Genomic DNA, 19,337 nt, shown 5'->3' on the forward strand with positions numbered 1-19,337 from the left:
ACAGTGGACGCGAGCATCTTTGTTAGTAAGTGTTTAAGAGCGTACGGTGGATGCCTTGGCACCAGGAGCCGATGAAGGACGTAGGAGGCTGCGATAAGCCTCGGGGAGCTGTCAACCGAGCTGAGATCCGAGGATTTCCGAATGGGGAAACCCAGCACGAGTGATGTCGTGTTACCCGCATCTGAATATATAGGGTGTGTGGAGGGAACGTGGGGAAGTGAAACATCTCAGTACCCACAGGAAGAGAAAACAACAGTGATTCCGTGAGTAGTGGCGAGCGAAAGCGGATGAGGCTAAACCTCAAGCGTGTGATACCCGGCAGGGGTTGCGTTTGGGGTGTTGTGGGGTCATTCTTCTTGATTCTGCCGGATCAAGCGAGAGTAAGAAACCAATGTGTTAGTCGAAGTGGTCTGGAACGGCCTGCCATAGACGGTGATAGTCCGGTAGACGAAAACATGTTGGCTCTCGTGAGTGATACCCGAGTAGCAGCGGGCCCGTGAAATCTGCTGTGAATCTGCCGGGACCACCCGGTAAGCCTGAATACTCCCTGGTGACCGATAGCGGACTAGTACCGTGAGGGAAAGGTGAAAAGTACCCCGGGAGGGGAGTGAAATAGTACCTGAAACCGTGCGCTTACAATCCGTCAGAGCCTTCGTACTTGTGCGTGGGGTGATGGCGTGCCTTTTGAAGAATGAGCCTGCGAGTCATCGGTGTGTGGCGAGGTTAACCCGTGTGGGGTAGCCGTAGCGAAAGCGAGTCCGAATAGGGCGCCCTTTAGTCGCACATTATGGACCCGAAGCGGAGTGATCTACCCATGGCCAGGGTGAAGCGACGGTAAGACGTCGTGGAGGCCCGAACCCACTTAGGTTGAAAACTGAGGGGATGAGCTGTGGGTAGGGGTGAAAGGCCAATCAAACTCCGTGATAGCTGGTTCTCCCCGAAATGCATTTAGGTGCAGCGTCACGTGTTTCACGCCGGAGGTAGAGCTACTGGATGGCCTAGGGGGCCCACAAGCTTACCGAAGTCAGCCAAACTCCGAATGCCGGTGTGTGAGAGCGTGGCAGTGAGACTGCGGGGGATAAGCTTCGTAGTCGAGAGGGAAACAGCCCAGATCGCCGGCTAAGGCCCCTAAGCGTGTACTAAGTGGAAAAGGATGTGGGGTCGCTTAGACAACCAGGAGGTTGGCTTAGAAGCAGCCACCCTTGAAAGAGTGCGTAATAGCTCACTGGTCAAGTGATCCTGCGCCGACAATGTAGCGGGGCTCAAGTACACCGCCGAAGCCGCGGCATTTCAGCATTATCCTGCTTTCGAGCCAGGAGCTGGGATGGGTAGGGGAGCGTCCTGTGGCCGTGGAAGCAGCGGAGTGATCCAGCTGTGGAGGCCACGGGAGTGAGAATGCAGGCATGAGTAGCGAAAGACGAGTGAGAAACTCGTCCGCCGAATGACCAAGGGTTCCTGGGCCAGGTTAATCCGCCCAGGGTGAGTCGGGACCTAAGGCGAGGCCGACAGGCGTAGTCGATGGACAACGGGTTGATATTCCCGTACCCGTGTATCCGCGCCAAATATCGAATCAGTTGTGCTAAGTATCCAAAAGCGGATGGACCTCCTTCGGGAGGCCGGATGTGGCTGCATACGACCCTGGCTGTAGTAGGTAAGCGATGGGGTGACGCAGGAAGGTAGCTGGGCCAGGTGATGGAATACCTGGTGTAAGCCTGTAGGGCGTTGTGTAGGCAAATCCGCACAACATATAGCCTGAGAGGTGATGCGTAGCCGTTGTGGTGAATTCAGTGATCCTATGCTGCCGAGAAAAGCCTCTAGTGAGTTGGTACACGGCCCGTACCCCAAACCGACACAGGTGGTCAGGTAGAGAATACTAAGGCGATCGAGAGAACTGTGGTTAAGGAACTCGGCAAAATGCCCCCGTAACTTCGGGAGAAGGGGGACCTGCCCTGGTGACGAGTCTTGCACTCAGAGCTGGGGAAGGTCGCAGAGACCAGAGAGAAGCGACTGTTTACTAAAAACACAGGTCCGTGCGAAGTCGTAAGACGATGTATACGGACTGACGCCTGCCCGGTGCCGGAAGGTTAAGAGGACCGGTTAGCGCTTCGGCGCGAAGCTGAGAATTTAAGCCCCGGTAAACGGCGGTGGTAACTATAACCATCCTAAGGTAGCGAAATTCCTTGTCGGGTAAGTTCCGACCTGCACGAATGGCGTAACGACTTCTCTGCTGTCTCAACCACAGACTCGGCGAAATTGCATTACGAGTAAAGATGCTCGTTACGCGCGGCAGGACGAAAAGACCCCGGGACCTTCACTATAGCTTGGTATTGGTGTTCGGTACGGTTTGTGTAGGATAGGTGGGAGACTGTGAAGCTTGGACGCCAGTTCAGGTGGAGTCGTCGTTGAAATACCACTCTGATCGTATTGGACTTCTAACCTCGGACCATGATCTGGTTCAGGGACAGTGCCTGGTGGGTAGTTTAACTGGGGCGGTTGCCTCCCAAAATGTAACGGAGGCGCCCAAAGGTTCCCTCAGCCTGGTTGGCAATCAGGTGTCGAGTGCAAGTGCACAAGGGAGCTTGACTGTGAGAGTGACAGCTCGAGCAGGGACGAAAGTCGGGACTAGTGATCCGGCACCGGCAAGTGGAAGCGGTGTCGCTCAACGGATAAAAGGTACCCCGGGGATAACAGGCTGATCTTCCCCAAGAGTCCATATCGACGGGATGGTTTGGCACCTCGATGTCGGCTCGTCGCATCCTGGGGCTGGAGTAGGTCCCAAGGGTTGGGCTGTTCGCCCATTAAAGCGGCACGCGAGCTGGGTTTAGAACGTCGTGAGACAGTTCGGTCTCTATCCGCCGCGCGCGTTAGAAACTTGAGGAAGGCTGTCCCTAGTACGAGAGGACCGGGACGGACGAACCTCTGGTGTGCCAGTTGTTCCGCCAGGAGCACTGCTGGTTGGCTACGTTCGGAAGGGATAACCGCTGAAAGCATCTAAGCGGGAAGCCTGTTCCAAGATGAGGTTTCTCTCCCACTTGATGGGTTAAGGCCCCCTACAGACCATGGGGTTGATAGGCCGGAACTGGAAGCCAGGTAACTGGTGTAGGTGACTGGTACTAATAGGCCGAGGGCTTACTATCGAAGGTGTTACGCGTCCACTGTGCGGTATCTGAAACAACAGACACTGCAGCACACCCGCCAGGGGTGGTCCTTTAGGGGATTACTTTCTGGGTGGGGAGCGCTGTCTAGTTTCATAGAGTTACGGCGGTTATAGCGGTGGGGAAACGCCCGGTCCCATTCCGAACCCGGAAGCTAAGGCCACCTGCGCCGATGGTACTGCACTCGACAGGGTGTGGGAGAGTAGGACACCGCCGGAACATCATTGCGAAAGGCCCTCCAACTACGGTTGGAGGGCCTTTTTGCGTTCCCGGACCCGTCACCTACAGTGCTTGGGTGCGCCTTGTCATTGCTCGTTGCCAGGTCGACTACGTCGGCCGACTGACCGCCCACCTTCCGATGGCTCGCCGGTTGCTGCTGATCAAGGCCGACGGTTCGGTGCTCGTGCACTCCGATGGCGGCTCGTACAAGCCGCTGAACTGGATGAGCCCGCCGTGCTGGCTGGAGGAGCGCGATATCGCGACCCTGGTCCCCGCGGAGCTGCCCGACGGCGTGACGCCGCTGCGGGAGAACAAGACCGCGGTGCCGGACAACATCAAGGCGCTGTGGGTGGTGACCAACAAGGCCGGTGAGGAACTGCGCATCTCCATCGAGGACATCGAGCACGATTCCTCGCACGAACTCGGCATCGATCCCGGCCTGGTGAAGGACGGCGTGGAAGCGCACCTGCAGGAACTGCTGGCCGAACACGTGACGAAGCTCGGCGAGGGGTACACCCTCATCCGGCGCGAGTACATGACCGCCATCGGCCCGGTGGACCTGCTGTGCCGTGACGCCGACGGCGCGACCGTGGCGGTGGAGATCAAGCGGCGCGGCGAGATCGACGGCGTCGAACAGCTCACCCGCTACCTCGAACTGCTCAATCGCGATCCGCTGCTGGCGCCGGTCGCCGGCGTGTTCGCGGCCCAGCAGATCAAGCCGCAGGCGCGAACGCTGGCCGAGGACCGGGGAATCCGCTGCCTCACGCTCGATTACGACGAGCTGCGTGGCACGGAGAGCAACGTTTTCCGCCTCTTCTAGGCTGAGAACCATGCCGCGACGTAAACCTCGCTCAGGGCGACGTAGCGAGCCCGCGCCGATCGGTGACGTCTACGGGCGGACCGAGGACGGGCCGGGCGAGGAGACCTACATCGTCCGTACCGTTCCCGGCGCCAGGGCGGTCAAGACCTACCGGTGTCCGGGTTGCGACCACGAGATCGCGCCCGGGGTCGCCCATATCGTCGCCTGGGCCGTCGACGGCGGCGAGGACGACCGTAGACATTGGCACCAGGGCTGTTGGAACGGCAGGCGCACCCGTGGCATCACCCGCCGCTGGTCCTGAGCCCGGACACCACGAAAACCGAAGGCCGCCTCGAACATTCGAGGCGGCCTTCGGTTCTTCAACTATGAGGGTGGAGCAATGTCGTCGCGGGTCCGACGTCAGTTGCTGATGTCGGCGCTCTCGCGGTCCTCGTCGACGATGTCCTCGTCGGCGTCGGCGACCTCGGGGATGGCCTTGGTCTGGCGGGAGCCCGACACGGACTTGTTGTTGCCGTTGTTGCTGATCGACTTGCGCTCGGGGGCGCCGTCGAGCAGCTCGCTCTCGCGGTTGACCGCGGCGAGCATGGCGGGCACCGAGTCGAGCTGACCACGGATACCGAGCAGCTGGGCCAGGACCCGGCCGCGCAGCACGCGCATCTCCTCGGCCAGTTCCTTCGCGTGCGCGATCTTGCGCTCGGAGGTCTGGGTGGCGGAGCTGATGAGACGGTTCGACTCGTCGGTCGCGTCCTTGATCCGCTGGGCGGCCTCGGCGCGACTGGTGGCCTCGAGCTCCTCCATGGCACGAGTCAGCTTGGTGCGCCGATCGTTCATGGTGGCCTCGAAGTCCTGCTGGGTGGCCTTGCGCTTGGCCTCGGCTTCCTTGCCGAGACGTTCCACATCGGCCTGCGCGGCCTCGATGATCTTGGCGGACTCGGTGCGCGCGTTCGCGAGGGTTTGCTCGAACTCGATCTCGAGCGCCTCGCGCTTCTCCTTGGTCTCCGCGAGCAGCGACTCGTACTTGCCACGCATCTCGGTGGCCTGCTGCTCGGCGATCGACACCATCTCGGCGGCTTCGGCCTGCGCCAGCGCACGGACCTCGGACGCTTCGTCCGAGGCCAGGCGCAGCATGCGCGAGATACGGTCGGACATTCCTTCGGCGGTGGTCGGCGGCACGGAAAGCCGGTCGACCTCCTTGCGGAGCTCGTCGATCTCGTCCCGCGCGTCTTCCAGCTGGCTGGCGAGATTCCGGGCCTGCGCGGCGGCAGCATCCCGGTCGGTGGCGGTGACGCGGAGCTCGGCGTCGAAGCGGTCGAAGTAGTTGCGCACCTCGTCTTGCGCATAACCCTTGCGCACAACGGTGAAGGGCAGTGCAACGAAGCGATTGCGATCGGACTCAGGTGACGACATGGCACACAAAATACAGCCTCGAGCGAGCCTATGGAGACTCGACCGTGATTGTGATCTCGCCGAGATTTACCAACCGTATCCGCCTACTAGTGCGTAACATTCGGGTTCGGCTCGACAAGCTCCACCAGCACACCGCCAGCATCCTTCGGATGGATGAAGTTGATGCGCGAATCCGCGGTGCCGTGACGAGGGGCTTCGTACAGCAAACGCAGGCCGCGGCCGCGTAGGAAGGCCGAAACCGCCTCGATGTCGGTGACCCGATAGGCCAGCTGCTGCAGACCCGGTCCGCTGCGGTCGATGAACTTGGCGATGGTGGACTCCGGGGTCAGCGGTGCCAGCAACTGCAGGGCGGTCGCGCGATCGGCCGCGGCGGGGCACGACAGCATCGCCTCGACGACGCCCTGGGCCTCGTTGACCTCGCGGTGGGTCTCGACCATGCCGAGATTGTCGGTGTACCAGGCGACGGCGGCGTCCAGGTCGGGCACGGCGATGCCGACGTGGTCGACGGCGATGACGTAGTCGGCGGGGATGATGTTGTCGTTGCTCACCCCTCGAAGCTAGCGCGTACCTGCCTGCCGGGTGTGCTCCGATACCGGTTACCGTTGAGTGCAACCCTTGACGTGCGCTGCTGTGTGCGTCGCGGCGAGGTTCGACTCAATGAATGCGAGGCTTTCGTGACGACTTCTGTCATCGTGTCCGGTGCGCGTACCCCGGTCGGCAGGCTCCTGGGCGGTCTGAAGGACTTCAAGGCCTCGGATCTGGCCGGTGTCGCGATCAAGGCGGCGCTGGAGAAGGGTGGTGTGGCGCCCGAGCAGGTCGACTACGTCATCCTCGGTCAGGTGCTGCAGGCCGGTGCCGGGCAGCTGCCCGCCCGCCAGGCGGCGATCGCCGCGGGCATTCCGATGGATGTGCCCTCGCTGCTGATCAACAAGGTCTGCCTGTCGGGCATCAACGCGATCGCGCTGGCCGATCAGCTGATCCGCGCCGGGGAGCACGAGATCGTCGTGGCCGGCGGCATGGAGTCGATGAGCCAGACCCCGCACCTGCTGCCCAAGAGCCGTGAGGGTCACAAGTACGGCGACACCACCCTGGTCGACCACATGGCCTACGACGGCCTGCACGACGTGATCACCGATCAGGCGATGGGTCTGCTGACCGAGGACCGCAACGACCTGGACAAGGTCAGCCGCGAGGAGCAGGACGCGCTGGCCGCGGCTTCGCACCAGCGTGCCGCCGCCGCGTGGAAGAACGGGCTGTTCACCGACGAGGTCGTGCCGGTCGCCGTGCCGCAGCGCAAGGGCGACCCGATCTACGTCAGCGAGGACGAGGGCATCCGCGCCGACACCACCGTCGAGTCGCTGGGCAAGCTGCGTCCGGCCTTCCGCAAGGACGGCACCGTGACCGCGGGCACCGCCTCGCAGATCTCCGACGGCGCGGCCGCGGTGATCGTGATGAGCAAGGCCAAGGCCGAGGAGCTGGGTCTGGAGTGGATCGCCGAGATCGGCGCCGCCGGTCAGGTCGCCGGTCCGGACTCGACCCTGCAGGATCAGCCGGCCAACGCCATCCTCGCCGCGTGCGCGAAGGAGGGCATCACCCCTGCCGACCTGGACCTGATCGAGATCAACGAGGCCTTCGCGGCCGTCGGGGTGTCCTCGACCAAGAAGCTGGGCTTCGACCCGGAGAAGGTCAACGTCAACGGTGGCGCCATCTCCATCGGCCACCCGCTGGGCATGTCGGGTGCGCGCATCCTGCTGCACCTGGCGCTGGAGCTGAAGCGTCGCGGTGGCGGCGTCGGCGCCGCCGCGCTGTGCGGTGGCGGCGGTCAGGGCGACGCGCTGATCATCCGCGTGCCCGCCTGATTTTTCATCCGTACGCACGGGCCCCGCGCTGTCGAGCGCGGGGCCCGTGCGTGTGAGCGGTCCAACTACGTGGTGTCGTAGATCATGCTGCACAATGGCTGGTATGGGTTTCTTCGATCTGCGGTCCACTGCCAGTCGTTTCCGGTTCTTCGCGGTGCTCGAAGCGCTGTCGTGGATCGGTCTGCTGACCGGTATGGCGTTCAAGTACCTGCCCGCCGAGGGCAACGAGATCGGCGTGAAGATCTTCGGCCCGGTACACGGCGCGATCTTCGTCCTGTTCGTCATCACCGCGCTGCTGGCCGCGCGGGAACTGAACTGGGGCTGGAAGACCACCGTGCTGGCGCTGGCGTCGAGCATTCCGCCGCTGTTCACCGTGGCCTTCGAGATCTGGGCCGTGCGGACCGGTCAGCTGGGCGAACTGAGCGCCGACGCGAGCAAGGGCTCCCCGGCAGCCGCGCCGACGGCTTCGTGACAAACTGGAAAGCGTGACTCGACCCGCTGCCCGTCGTCCTTCGCCCGCCGTCGCCGCCGCCATGTCCGGCGCGGTGGATCTGTCCGCGCTGAAGCAGCCGCCCGCCGCTCCCGGCGGGGCGGCTGCGGCCCCGGGGAACCATATGGTCACCGAGGCGGATTTCGAAGCCAAGGTCATCCGGCGCTCGATGCAGGTGCCCGTCGTGGTCGCGCTGTTCTCGCAGCGCAGCCCGGGCAGCGTCGAGCTGATCCGCACGCTCGAGCGGCTCAACGCCGACGATCGCGGCGGCTGGGACCTGGCCGCCATCGAAGCCGAAGCGAACATGAACATCGTGCAGGCGCTGCGGGTGCAGGGCATCCCCACGGTGATCGCGGTGGCGGGCGGGCAGCCGCTGGCCGATTTCGAGGGCGCCCAGCCCGAGGCGCAGGTCCGCCAGTGGATCGACGCGGTGCTGGACGCGACCGCGGGCAAACTCGAGGGCGACCCGAACGCCGCCGGCGCGGCGCCCGAGGTCGAGGACCCGCGCTTCACCGCCGCCGAGGACGCGCTCGCCGAGGGTGACATCGCCGGCGCCGAGGCGGCCTACGAGGCGATCCTGACCGAGGAGCCCGGCAACGAGGAAGCCAAGGCGGCCCTGCGCCAGCTGCGCTTCCTGACCAGGGCCCAGCAGCTCGATCCGGCCGTGGTCGCCACCGCCGACGCCGACCCGGCGAACCTGGACGCCGCCCTCGACGCCGCCGATGTGGAACTGCTCGAGCAGCGCCCCGAGGCCGCGTTCGAGCGGATCATCGCCGCCATCAAGCGCACCGCGGGCGAGGACCGCACCAGGGCCCGCACCCGGCTGCTCGAACTGTTCGAGCTGTTCGACCCGGCCGAGCCCTTCGTGGTCGCGGCCCGGCGCAAGCTGGCCACCGCACTGTACTGACGCACGAGATCCGAGGCCGTCCCGGCTGAACTGCCGGGGCGGCCTCGTCGTATCCCCGGGTAGACCCGCGGCACCGGCCGCGAGCTGACTCGAGGAGAACGACATGACCTCACTCGACCACTCGGGCTCGGTCGATCAGGCAGAGGTGGAAGCCTTCGCGGGATCGATGATCGAGGTGCTCGACCACGCGAGCACCGCGCTGATGATCAGCATGGGCCACCAGGTCGGACTGTTCGACACCATGGCGGCCAACCCCGGCGCGACCAGCCAGGAGCTCGCCGCGGCGGCGAACCTGAACGAGCGCTACGTGCGGGAGTGGCTCGGCGCCGTCACCACCGCGGGCATCGTGCGCTACGACCCGCCGACCGCCACCTACACCCTGCCGCCCGCGCACGCGGCGAGCCTGACCAGGGCCGCCGGCCCGGACAACCTGGCCCGCGTCATGCAGTTCATCGCCCAGCTCGGCGAGGTGGAACCCAAGATCGTCGAACGATTCCGGATCGGGGGCGGCCTGGCCTACGAGGACTATGTCCGGTTCCACGCGCTGATGGCCGAGGAGAGCGCCGAAGTGTTCGACGCCGCGCTGATCCAGGTGATCCTGCCGATGGCGCCCGGCCTCACCGATCGGCTGCTGATGGGGATGGACGTGGCCGACATCGCCTGCGGCAGCGGGCACGCGGTGAACCTGATGGCGCGGGCGTTCCCGGCGAGCCGGTTCACCGGCTACGACTTCTCCCTGGACGCGATCGAAGCGGCCAGGGCCGAGGCGCGAGCGATCGGCCTGCGCAATGTGGAGTTCGTCGTGCAGGACGTCGCCGCGCTCGACGCACCGGAATCGTGTGATCTGATCACCGTCTTCGACGCGATCCACGATCAGGCGCATCCGGCCGAGGTACTGGCCAACATCGCGGCCGCGCTGCGTCCGGACGGTGTCTTCCTGATGGTGGACGTGCATGCCTCCAGCAGGCTGGAGGAGAACCTGGACCTGCCGCTCGGTCCGTTCCTGTACGCGGTGTCGACGATGCATTGCATGTCGGTGTCGCTGGGCCAGGGCGGGGACGGGCTCGGCACGGTGTGGGGCGAACAGCGCGCGCTGTCGATGCTCGCCGACGCCGGCTTCACCGAGGTCAGCACCAGTCACGTCGACGGCGACCCGCTCAATACCTACTACATCGCGCGCAAGGGCTGAGGCGCCGGCCGCTGCTACGGTCGGAACATGGGCTCCAAGAAGGACATTCAGCATCGGATCGTGACCGCGTTCCAGCGGCCGCTCAACGTGGTCGTGCGTCGACTGCCCCGCCATCAACTGCTCGAGACCACCGGGCGGGTGAGCGGGCAGCCGCGGACCACGCCGATCGGCGGGCGCCGTGTCGGTGACCAGTTCTGGCTGGTCTCCGAATTCGGCGAGCGCTCACAGTATGTCCGCAACATCCTGGCCGACAACCGGGTCCGGGTGCGGCTGCGGGGGCGCTGGCACCGCGGCGTCGCCCACCTGGTGCCCGACGACGACCCGCGCGCCCGGCTGCGCGAGCTGCCGCGTCACAACAGCGCCGCCGTGCGCGCGGTCGGCACCGACCTGCTGACGATCCGGATCGATCTGGCCGACTAGCGCTCGGCGGCCAGCCAGACCGCGCTGTTGGCGGCCATGGTGACGGTGGCCGAGGCGGGACGGCCGTGCCACGGGGTGTCCTCGGCCCGCACCCCGCCGAGGTTGCCGACGCCGGATCCGCCGTACTCCTGGGCGTCGGTGTTGAGGACCTCGCGCCAGACGCCGGTGTGCGGCAGGCCGATCCGGTAGTTCTCCCTGGTCGACCCGGAGAAGTTGAAGACGCAGGCGACCGCGCTGCCGTCGGCACCCCAGCGCAGGAACGCGAAGACGTTCGCGGCGCTGTCGTCGGCCTCGATCCAGGAGTGCCCGCCGGGCGTGGTGTCCTGACTCCACAGTGCCGGGTGCGCGGTGTAGGTGCGGTTGAGATCGCCGATCATGGTCGAGATGCCCTGGTGCAGCGGGTTTTCCAGTTCCTGCCAGTCCAGGCCGCGATCGTTGTCCCACTCCCGGAACTGGCCGAACTCCTGGCCCATGAACAGCAGCTGCTTGCCGGGGTGTGCCCACATGTAGGCCAGCAGCGCGCGCACGCCGCTCGCCTTGGCGAAGTCGTCGCCGGGCATCCGCGTCCAGAGCGTGCCCTTGCCGTGCACGACCTCGTCGTGGCTGATCGGCAGCACGTAGTTCTCGCTCCACGCGTAGACCAGCGAGAACGTCATCTCGTTGTGGTGCCAGGACCGGTGGATCGGGTCGCGGCCCAGGTAGCCGAGGGTGTCGTGCATCCAGCCCATGTTCCACTTCATGGTGAACCCGAGACCGCCGACGTCGGTGCCGCGGGTGACCCCGGGCCAGGTGGTCGACTCCTCGGCGACGGTCACCACGCCGGGATACGCGCGGTGCACGGTGTCGTTGAGTTCCTGGAGGAAGTCGACGGCTTCCAGATTCTCCCGGCCGCCGTAGATGTTCAGCTCCCAGCCGCCCTCGGGGCGCGAGTAGTCGAGGTAGAGCATGGAGGCGACCGCGTCGACGCGTAGGCCGTCGATGTGGAACTCCTCGATCCAGAAGGCGGCATTGGCCACCAGGAAGTTGCGCACCTCGTTTCGGCCGAAGTCGAAAACGTAAGTGCCCCAATCGAGTTGCTCGCCACGACGGGGGTCGGGGTGCTCGTAGAGCGGGGTGCCGTCGAAGCGGGCCAGCGCCCATTCGTCGCGCGGGAAGTGCGCGGGCACCCAGTCGAGCAGCACGCCGATCCCGGCGTTGTGCAGGTGGTCGACGAACCAGCGGAAGTCGTCGGGGGTGCCGAAGCGGGAGGTGGGGGCGTAGTAGGAGGTGACCTGGTAGCCCCAGGATCCGCCGAACGGGTGTTCGGCGACCGGCAGCAGTTCGACGTGGGTGAACCCGGTCGCGCGCACGTAATCGGCCAGCTGTTCGGCCACTTCGCGATAACCGAGGCCGGGGCGCCACGAGCCGAGGTGCACCTCGTAGACGCTCATGGGGGAGCGGGTGGCGTCGGCGGCGGCACGGCGGTCCAGCCAGGCGCTGTCGGTCCACATGTGGTCGGCGCGGCTGACCACCGAGGCGGTCGCCGGCGGGACCTCGGTCGCGAAGGCCAGCGGGTCGGCGTGATCGACGACCCGGCCGTCGGCGCCGTGTACCCGGTACTTGTAGCGCGTGCCCGGCCCGACACCGGGCACGAACACCTCCCACACCCCGGACGATCCGAGCGCGCGCATCGGCGCGTAACTGCCGCTCCAGTGGTCGAAATCGCCGAAGACGGTGACGCCGCGGGCATTCGGCGCCCACACGGCGAACGAGGTGCCGTCGACGTCGCCGTCGAGGGTGGTGTAGTGGCGTGGGTGCGCGCCGAGCACTTCCCACAGCCGGGTATGGCGGCCCTCGCCGATGAGGTGCAGGTCGAATTCGCCGACGGTGGGCAGGAAGCGGTAGCCGTCGGCGGTGATCACTGTCTGACCGCCGGGGTAGGCGGTGCGCACGCGGTAGTCGTCGACCTGCGGATACGGCAGGACGGCGGCGAACACGCCGTGCCCCAGTGACTTCAGCGGATGTTCGGCGCCGCCGACCAGGATCGTCACCGAGTCGGCGTGTGGGCGCAGCACCCGCACCGCGGTGCCGTCCGGGTGCGGGTGCGCGCCCAGGACGGTGTGCGGGTCGGGGTGGGTGCCCGCTGCCAGCAGCATCAGGTCGCGGCGTTTCATCAGAACGTCCGGCGATAGGCCAGCGGAGCACGGGCGGCCGCGGGCACGGCGGGCAGGGCGAGAATGTGCGCGGGCGCCCTGGCGGGATCGAGCCGCACGAAATTGTGCTGGCCCCAGTGGTATTCCTCGCCGCTGACCTCGTCGAAGACCACCGGGTGGTCGTGCCACTCGCGGCCGATCGCGGGCAGGTCGAGCGAGATGTGGCCCTGCTCGGCGCCGTAGGGGTTCAGGTTGACGATCACAAGCACCGCGTCGCCGGAGGCCGGATCGATCTTGGAGTAGGCCAGCAGCGCGTCGTTGTCGATCTCGTGGAAGTGGATGCAGCGCAACTGCTGTAGCGCGGGATGGGCACGACGGATCTCGTTGAGCCTGGTCAGCCACGGTTCCAGGGACTCGCCGCGGGCCAGCGCGCCGGTGAAATCGCGGGGGCGCAGTTCGTATTTCTCCGAGTCCAGGTACTCCTCGCTGCCGGGGCGCACGGCCTCGTGCTCGAACAGCTCGTAGCCGGAGTACACGCCCCAGGTGGGCGCGAGTGTCGCGGCCAGGACGGCGCGCAGGGCGAACATGCCCGGTCCGCCGTGCTGCAGGCTCTCGTGCAGGATGTCGGGGGTGTTCACGAACAGGTTCGGCCTGGCCTCGTCGGCCTTGGCGGCGAGTTCGGCGCCGAATTCGGCCAGCTCCCACTTGAACACGCGCCAGGTGAAGTAGGTGTAGGACTGGCTGAACCCGCGTCGCGCGAGTCCGTAGAGCCGGGCCGGGCGGGTGAACGCCTCGGACAGGAAGATCACGTCGGGGTCGGTGCGGCGCACCTGCGCGATCAGCCACTCCCAGAAGTCGGCGGGCTTGGTGTGCGGGTTGTCGACGCGGAAGATGGTGACGCCCAAGCCGATCCAGTGCCGGACCACTCGCAGCACCTCGGCGTAGAGGCCGTCGGGGTCGTTGTCGAAGTTGACCGGGTAGATGTCCTGGTACTTCTTCGGCGGGTTCTCCGCGAAGGCGATGGTGCCGTCGGGCAGGGTGGTGAACCACTCCGGATGCGCCCGCACCCACGGGTGGTCGGGCGCGCATTGCAGGGCCAGGTCGATCGCGACCTCGAGACCGAGATCCGTCGCGGTGGCGACGAAGTCGACGAAATCGGCTTCGGTGCCGAGCAGCGGGTTGGTGGTGTCGTGGCCGCCGTCGGCCGAGCCGATGGCCCACGGCGAACCGACGTCGCCCGGTTCGGTGGTGAGCGCGTTGTTGCGGCCCTTGCGATTGATCTCGCCGACGGGGTGGATCGGCGGCAGATAGACGACATCGAAGCCCATCCCGGCGATGCGGGGGAGTTCGCGGGCGGCGGTGGCGAAGGTGCCGTGCACCGGCTTGCCGTCGGCATCGCGTCCGCCGGTCGAGCGCGGGAAGAACTCGTACCACGAGCCGACCAGCGCGCGCCTGCGCTCGACCAGCACCGATTGCTGGGCGCCGCGGGTGACCATCTCGCGCAGCGGGGTCGCGCGCAGGATCTCGGCGACCTCCTCGCTGAACGCCGGCGCGACCCGGGCGGGCAGTTGCTCGTCGCCGCGCAGGGCGGTGGCGGCGGCGCGCAACCGTTCGAACTGCTTCTTCGGCACCGCCTGGGCGGCCCGTTCGAACAGGGTGGCGCCGATCTCGAGATCGTTGGCCAGGTCGAGGGCGGTCTGGCCGACCGCCAGCTTGGCCTCCACGGCCGAGCGCCAGGTGGCGATCGGATCGCTCCAGCCCTCGATACGGAAGGTCCACACGCCAGGGGTGTGCGGGGTGAACAGGCCGTTGAAGACGTCGGGCTCGTAGTCGGGCGTCATCCGCAGGCGGGTGATCCGCGACGAGCCGGGCGCGCGCACCGCCAGCGTCGCCGCCACGGCATCGTGCCCCTCGCGCCACACCACGGCGCGGACGGGAAACACCTCGCCGACGGCGGCCTTGGCCGGGCGGCCGCCGGGGATGGACGGGGCGATGTCATCTATGGCAATCCGGCCGGTCACCGCACAAACCTACTGCATTTCCGGCGGCCGGGCGCTGAGCGCCGCAGCCCACTGATCAGCCGAGAACGCGGCCGACCTCCCGTCAGCGGGCGTCGGCGGCGAGGCCGAGGCCGAGGGCGACCAAGATCGCGGCGAGGCTCCGTTCCACGCGTCGGCGGATCGCGGCGCGCCGCAGCCAGGTACCCGCCCGGTCGGCGGCCAGGACCACCGCGACGCACCAGGCGCCGTCCAGGATCACCTGGATGGTGGCCAGGATCAGCAGGGTAGGCAGCACCGGGCCCTCGCTCGGCAGGAACTGCGGCAGGATCGTGATGCCGAAGACCGCGGCCTTGGGGTTGGCGGCGATCGAGATCAGGGAGGCGCGGAACGCGGCGGCGGGGGTGTTGCCGCCGGGGAGTTTCGCGGTCAGGGCGGCGCCGAAATCGTCGTCGGCGCCGCGGGCGTGGCGCCAGGCCTGGACGCCGAGCCAGATCAGCACCGCCGCGCCGACGACGTGCATCGCCGTGTTCAGCCACCGGTTCGCCGCCAGCAGGATCGACAGCCCGGTCCCGCCCGCGAGCGTCCAGCCCAGCACGCCGATCTCGTTGCCCGCGACCGCGGCCAGTCCCGCGCGTCTGCCGTCGCGCACCGAGCGCTGCAGGAACAGCGCCGTCGCCGGACCCGGCAGCGCGGCCAGGATCAGCGAGGCGACCAGGAATTCGGGCAGGACATCGACCCAGTGCGGCATCGCTGCATGGTGGCATGGGGTCGACGGTGGCGGCCATCGGTTTTGTGGCGCTCACCCGACACGCGGGTCGATGGCGGCGGGCTGTGTGCCCCGCGGCAGCCGGTCGGCGCATCCGGATCGGGCGTGGTGAGGGTCGAAGCGCGCCCTGTCGGCGCGGTCCAGGAGCGGCGGTGGGTCAGGCGGTGCGCAGTCCGGCGAGGAGCCGGTCCAGCGCGGTGATGGTGTCGGGGAGCGCGTCGGTGTCGGGGGTGGTGGCGAGCCAGAGGGCGGCTTCGTTCATGGCGCCGGAGAGCAGTCGGGTCAGGGGAGCGATCGGCTGGGGTACCAGGATGCCCGCGCCGACCAGCGATTCCAGTGCCTCGTGCAGGTGCCGGGCGGAATTGGCCTCGTCCAGGGCGCGCCATTCGTGCCAGCCGAGGACGGCGGGGCCGTCGATCAGCATGATCCGCTGGACCAGGGGGTCGGCGCAGGCCCGCAGGAACGCGGCGCATCCGCTGGTCAGCTGGGTCCACGGATCGGGCTCGGCGTCGGCGGCGGCCGCGACCTGCTCGCCGACCTCCTGCTGCACCTGGGTGAGGACCGCCCGGAACAGCTCGGCCTTGCTGTCGAAATGGTGGTACAGCGCGCCCTTGGTGACTCCCGATGCCGCCACGATCTCCGACAGGCCCACGGCCGCATAGCCTTTCGCCGCGAACAGCCGCCTGCTCTGCGCCACCAGCGCCCGCCGCGTCTCCTCGCGCTGCTGGGCCCGCGCCGTGGATGTCATGCACCGTCCTTCCGTTGACCTACCGTCGGTATGTCAGCTAGCCTACGACACATACCATCGGTATGCGAAAGGAAAGTCATGGCACTGAGCAGCTTCTACCCGGTCCTCGGCACCTCCCGGATCGCGGAATCCTGCGACTTCTACACGCGCTGGTTCGGCTTCGAGATCACCTTCGAGGCGGGCTGGTACGTCAGCCTGCGTCGCCCGGCCCGCGACGGCGAGCCCGCCTACGAATTGGCCCTCCTCGACCCCACCCACCCGACCATCCCCGCGGGCTTCGGCAAGCCGGTCCAGGGCCTGGTCCTGAACTTCGAGGTCGACGACGTCGACGCCGAATGGCAGCGCCTGGTCGAATCCGGTGGCCTGCACCCCGAACTTCCCCTCCGCACCGAGGACTTCGGCCAGCGCCATTTCATCGTCGCCGACCCCTCGGGCGTCCTCATCGACGTCATCACGGAGGTCCCGCCCACCCCGGAGTTCGCCGCGCAGTTCACCCAGGAACCCGCCGCGTCCCGCTGATTCCGCTCACAACGCGGGCCGACCGGTCGTGCTCCCGGACGGCTCGTAAGAATTCGCGGAGCGGCCGAACAGCGGTACGGTTGCCGGGTGAAGGCACTTCGTCGGTTCACTGTCCGTGCCCATTTGCCGGAGCGGCTCACCGCGCTGGGCGAGTTGTCGACGAACCTGCGGTGGTCGTGGCACGGCCCGACGCAGGATCTGTTCGCCGAACTCGACCCCGAGCTGTGGCGCGCGGTCGGCCAGGATCCGGTGCGGATGCTGGGGGAGGTGCCCGCCGAGCGCCTCGACGCGCTCGCCGCCGATCCCGCCTATCTCGCCCGGGTGGACGCCGCCGCCGAGGGGCTGCGCGACTATCTGGCTCGGCCGCGCTGGTTCCAGCAGCAGACCGGGACGACGGTCGCGGGGATCGCCTATTTCTCGATGGAGTTCGGTGTCACCGAGGTGCTGCCGAACTACTCCGGCGGCCTGGGCATCCTGGCCGGTGACCATCTCAAGGCCGCCTCCGACCTGGGGCTGCCGCTGATCGGCGTCGGGCTGCTGTACCGGTCCGGGTACTTCCGGCAGTCGCTGTCGGCCGACGGCTGGCAGATGGAGCACTACCCGGCGCTGGACCCGCAGGGTCTGCCGCTGCGGCTGCTCACCAGTGACGGTTCGCCGGTGCTGATCCATGTCGGCATGCCGGAGGGGCGGGTGCTGCGGGCCCGGGTGTGGATCGCCCAGGTGGGCCGGATTCCGCTGCTGCTGCTCGATTCCGACATCGCCGAGAACGATCCGGAACTGCGCGCGGTCACCGACCGGCTCTACGGCGGCGACCAGGATCACCGGATCAAGCAGGAGATCCTGGCCGGCATCGGCGGTGTCCGCGCGGTGCGCGCCTACACCCGCGCCAACGGGCTGCCCGATCCCGACGTGTTCCACATGAACGAGGGCCACGCGGGCTTCCTCGGGGTGGAACGAATCCGTGAATTCATCGCGGACGGACTCGATTTCGATACCGCGCTGGCCGCGGTCCGGGCCGGCACCGTGTTCACCACGCACACCCCGGTGCCCGCCGGGATCGACCGGTTCCCGATGCCGCTGGTGCGCCGCTACTTCGGCGGCGCGCACGGTGAAGCCGAGTCCGCGCTGCTGCCCGGACTGTCCATCGATCGGATCCTGGCTTTCGGCCGGGAGGCCGATCCGTCCGTGTTCAACATGGCCCACATGGGTCTGCGGATGGCCCAGCGCGCCAACGGCGTCTCGAAGCTGCACGGCGAGGTCAGCCGGGACATGTTCGCCGGGCTGTGGCAGGGCTTCGACGCGGCCGAGGTGCCGATCGGTTCGGTCACCAACGGCGTGCACGCGCCGACCTGGGCGGCCAGGGAATGGCTCGACAAGGCTCGCGAGCTGGTCGGGCCGGAGCTGGTCGAGGAGGCGCGCGGCTGGGAGAAGCTCAGCGATGTCGATCTCGGGCAGCTGTGGTCGACGCGAAACACCCTGCGCGGGGTACTGATCGACGAGGTACGCCGCAGGCTGCGCGATTCCTGGCATCAGCGCGGCGCGGCCGAGGCGGAACTGGGCTGGATCGACGAGGTCTTCGATCCGTCGGTGCTCACCGTCGGCTTCGCGCGTCGCGTGCCCACCTACAAGCGGTTGACGCTGATGCTGCGCGACCCCGAACGGCTGCGCGCGCTGCTGCTCGATCCCGAGCGGCCGGTGCAGCTGGTGGTCGCGGGCAAGAGCCATCCCGCCGACGACGGCGGCAAGGCGCTGATCCAGCAGGTCGTGCGCTTCGCCGACGATCCGGCGGTGCGCCACCGCATCGTCTTCCTGCCCGACTACGACATGTCGATGGCCCGCTACCTGTACTGGGGTTGCGATGTGTGGCTGAACAATCCGCTGCGCCCGCTCGAGGCCTGCGGCACCTCCGGCATGAAGTCCGCGCTCAACGGCGGTCTCAACCTGTCCATCCGGGACGGCTGGTGGGACGAGATGTACGACGGCGAGAACGGCTGGGCGATTCCCACCGCCGACGGCGTGCGCGACGAGCACCGCCGCGACGATCTGGAGGCCTCTGCGCTCTACGAACTCGTCGAGCGCACCGTCGCGCCCCGCTTCTACGACCGCGACGCCGCGGGCGTGCCGGTGCGCTGGACCGAAATGGTGCGCCACACCCTGCAGACCACCAGTCCCAAGGTGCTGGCCTCACGCATGGTGCGCGACTACGCCGAGCAGTACTACGGACCCGCGGCCGCGGCGTTCGGCCGGGCTGCCGCCGACGGGTTCGCCGGCGCGGCGCAGGTCGCCGAATACCGCAAGCGGGTCGACGCGGCCTGGCCGTCGGTACGGGTCGCGCAGGTCGACAGTTCCGGCCTGCCCGATACCCCGGTGATCGGCGCGAAGCTGTCGCTGGAGGCGCGCATCGAACTCGGCGGGCTCGCGCCGTCGGATGTCGTGGTGCAGGCGGTGCTCGGCCGAGTGTCGCCGACCGACGACCTGTCCGACACCACCACCGTCGAAATGACCCACACCGGCACCGACGAGGGCGTCGAGCTGTATGCCGTGCAGTCGCCGGTGCCGCTGTCGGGCGCGGTCGGCTACACCGTGCGTGTGCTGCCCCACAACGCGTTGCTGGCCTCGGATGCCGAGCTGGGGCTGGTGGCCGTCGCCGGAGCGTGACCTGCGTCGTGTCACCGACGGCGGGTTCTTCGATTCAGTGAACTTTCC

General features: G+C 67.2%; 15 protein-coding genes and 2 rRNA genes. 11 read left to right on the forward strand and 6 right to left on the reverse strand.

Features of this window, described 5'->3' with window-relative positions:
- Positions 1 to 23 precede the first annotated feature (23 nt).
- The 4 genes from Q7X29_RS08335 (at position 24) to Q7X29_RS08350 (ending at position 4,495) form a co-directional block, all read left to right on the forward strand.
- Positions 24 to 3,137 (forward strand): 23S ribosomal RNA (locus Q7X29_RS08335).
- A gap of 120 nt (positions 3,138 to 3,257) precedes the next feature.
- Positions 3,258 to 3,374 (forward strand): 5S ribosomal RNA (rrf, locus tag Q7X29_RS08340).
- Positions 3,375 to 3,450: 76 nt separating this feature from the next.
- Positions 3,451 to 4,194, forward strand: coding sequence for an endonuclease NucS (gene nucS / locus Q7X29_RS08345; protein ID WP_218716778.1), 744 nt, complete (start codon positions 3,451 to 3,453; stop codon positions 4,192 to 4,194).
- A gap of 10 nt (positions 4,195 to 4,204) precedes the next feature.
- Positions 4,205 to 4,495 carry an ATP/GTP-binding protein gene (locus Q7X29_RS08350; RefSeq protein ID WP_218716779.1) on the forward strand — a complete coding sequence of 97 codons (291 nt, stop codon included), beginning with the start codon at positions 4,205 to 4,207 and terminating at the stop codon, positions 4,493 to 4,495.
- Positions 4,496 to 4,593: 98 nt separating this feature from the next.
- Here the strand turns inward: Q7X29_RS08350 and Q7X29_RS08355 are convergent, their stop codons facing one another.
- Both Q7X29_RS08355 and mce read right to left on the reverse strand, forming a co-directional pair.
- Positions 4,594 to 5,601, reverse strand: a complete 1,008-nt coding sequence (locus tag Q7X29_RS08355) for a coiled-coil domain-containing protein (protein ID WP_030204204.1) — start codon at positions 5,599 to 5,601, stop codon at positions 4,594 to 4,596.
- Between the two features lie 86 nt (positions 5,602 to 5,687).
- A complete protein-coding gene (gene mce / locus Q7X29_RS08360) occupies positions 5,688 to 6,149 on the reverse strand; it encodes a methylmalonyl-CoA epimerase (RefSeq protein ID WP_218716780.1) in 462 nt (153 codons plus the stop codon).
- A 126-nt stretch (positions 6,150 to 6,275) separates the two neighbouring features.
- Between mce and Q7X29_RS08365 the strand changes: the two genes are divergently transcribed.
- From Q7X29_RS08365 to Q7X29_RS08385, 5 genes are all read left to right on the forward strand, one after another.
- Positions 6,276 to 7,460: an acetyl-CoA C-acetyltransferase gene (locus Q7X29_RS08365; protein WP_218716781.1), complete on the forward strand. Its 1,185-nt coding sequence runs from the start codon at positions 6,276 to 6,278 to the stop codon at positions 7,458 to 7,460.
- Between the two features lie 94 nt (positions 7,461 to 7,554).
- The gene (locus tag Q7X29_RS08370; RefSeq protein ID WP_218716782.1) at positions 7,555 to 7,932 is read left to right on the forward strand and encodes a DUF3817 domain-containing protein; all 378 of its coding nucleotides are present in this window, start codon (positions 7,555 to 7,557) and stop codon (positions 7,930 to 7,932) included.
- Positions 7,933 to 7,993: 61 nt separating this feature from the next.
- Positions 7,994 to 8,857: a tetratricopeptide repeat protein gene (locus Q7X29_RS08375; protein WP_218716811.1), complete on the forward strand. Its 864-nt coding sequence runs from the start codon at positions 7,994 to 7,996 to the stop codon at positions 8,855 to 8,857.
- A 103-nt stretch (positions 8,858 to 8,960) separates the two neighbouring features.
- Positions 8,961 to 10,046 (forward strand): class I SAM-dependent methyltransferase, encoded by a 1,086-nt coding sequence (locus tag Q7X29_RS08380; protein WP_316573719.1) that lies wholly within the window; start codon positions 8,961 to 8,963, stop codon positions 10,044 to 10,046.
- Between the two features lie 27 nt (positions 10,047 to 10,073).
- Positions 10,074 to 10,466, forward strand: a complete 393-nt coding sequence (locus tag Q7X29_RS08385; RefSeq protein ID WP_218716784.1) for a nitroreductase/quinone reductase family protein — start codon at positions 10,074 to 10,076, stop codon at positions 10,464 to 10,466.
- Here the strand turns inward: Q7X29_RS08385 and glgB are convergent.
- From glgB to Q7X29_RS08405, 4 genes are all read right to left on the reverse strand, one after another.
- Positions 10,463 to 12,619, reverse strand: coding sequence for a 1,4-alpha-glucan branching protein GlgB (gene glgB / locus Q7X29_RS08390; protein ID WP_316573720.1), 2,157 nt, complete (start codon positions 12,617 to 12,619; stop codon positions 10,463 to 10,465). The genes Q7X29_RS08385 and glgB overlap by 4 nt on opposite strands.
- Complete coding sequence (locus Q7X29_RS08395; protein ID WP_316573721.1) at positions 12,619 to 14,619, reverse strand: alpha-1,4-glucan--maltose-1-phosphate maltosyltransferase; 2,001 nt, start codon at positions 14,617 to 14,619, stop codon at positions 12,619 to 12,621. Before Q7X29_RS08395 ends, glgB begins: the two co-directional genes overlap by 1 nt.
- 82 nt (positions 14,620 to 14,701) lie before the next feature.
- Positions 14,702 to 15,346 carry a LysE family translocator gene (locus tag Q7X29_RS08400; RefSeq protein WP_218716787.1) on the reverse strand — a complete coding sequence of 215 codons (645 nt, stop codon included), beginning with the start codon at positions 15,344 to 15,346 and terminating at the stop codon, positions 14,702 to 14,704.
- 175 nt (positions 15,347 to 15,521) lie between these two features.
- On the reverse strand, positions 15,522 to 16,112 hold the full coding sequence (locus Q7X29_RS08405; RefSeq protein ID WP_218716788.1) for a TetR/AcrR family transcriptional regulator: 591 nt from the start codon (positions 16,110 to 16,112) through the stop codon (positions 15,522 to 15,524).
- 78 nt (positions 16,113 to 16,190) lie between these two features.
- Between Q7X29_RS08405 and Q7X29_RS08410 the strand changes: the two genes are divergently transcribed.
- Positions 16,191 to 16,631 carry a VOC family protein gene (locus Q7X29_RS08410; RefSeq protein WP_316573722.1) on the forward strand — a complete coding sequence of 147 codons (441 nt, stop codon included), beginning with the start codon at positions 16,191 to 16,193 and terminating at the stop codon, positions 16,629 to 16,631.
- An 87-nt stretch (positions 16,632 to 16,718) separates the two neighbouring features.
- A complete protein-coding gene (gene glgP, locus Q7X29_RS08415) occupies positions 16,719 to 19,289 on the forward strand; it encodes an alpha-glucan family phosphorylase (RefSeq protein WP_316573723.1) in 2,571 nt (856 codons plus the stop codon).
- The last annotated feature ends 48 nt before the right edge of the window (positions 19,290 to 19,337 follow it).

It is taken from the genome of Nocardia canadensis, from assembly GCF_032656385.1.
Lineage (GTDB): Bacteria > Actinomycetota > Actinomycetes > Mycobacteriales > Mycobacteriaceae > Nocardia > Nocardia canadensis.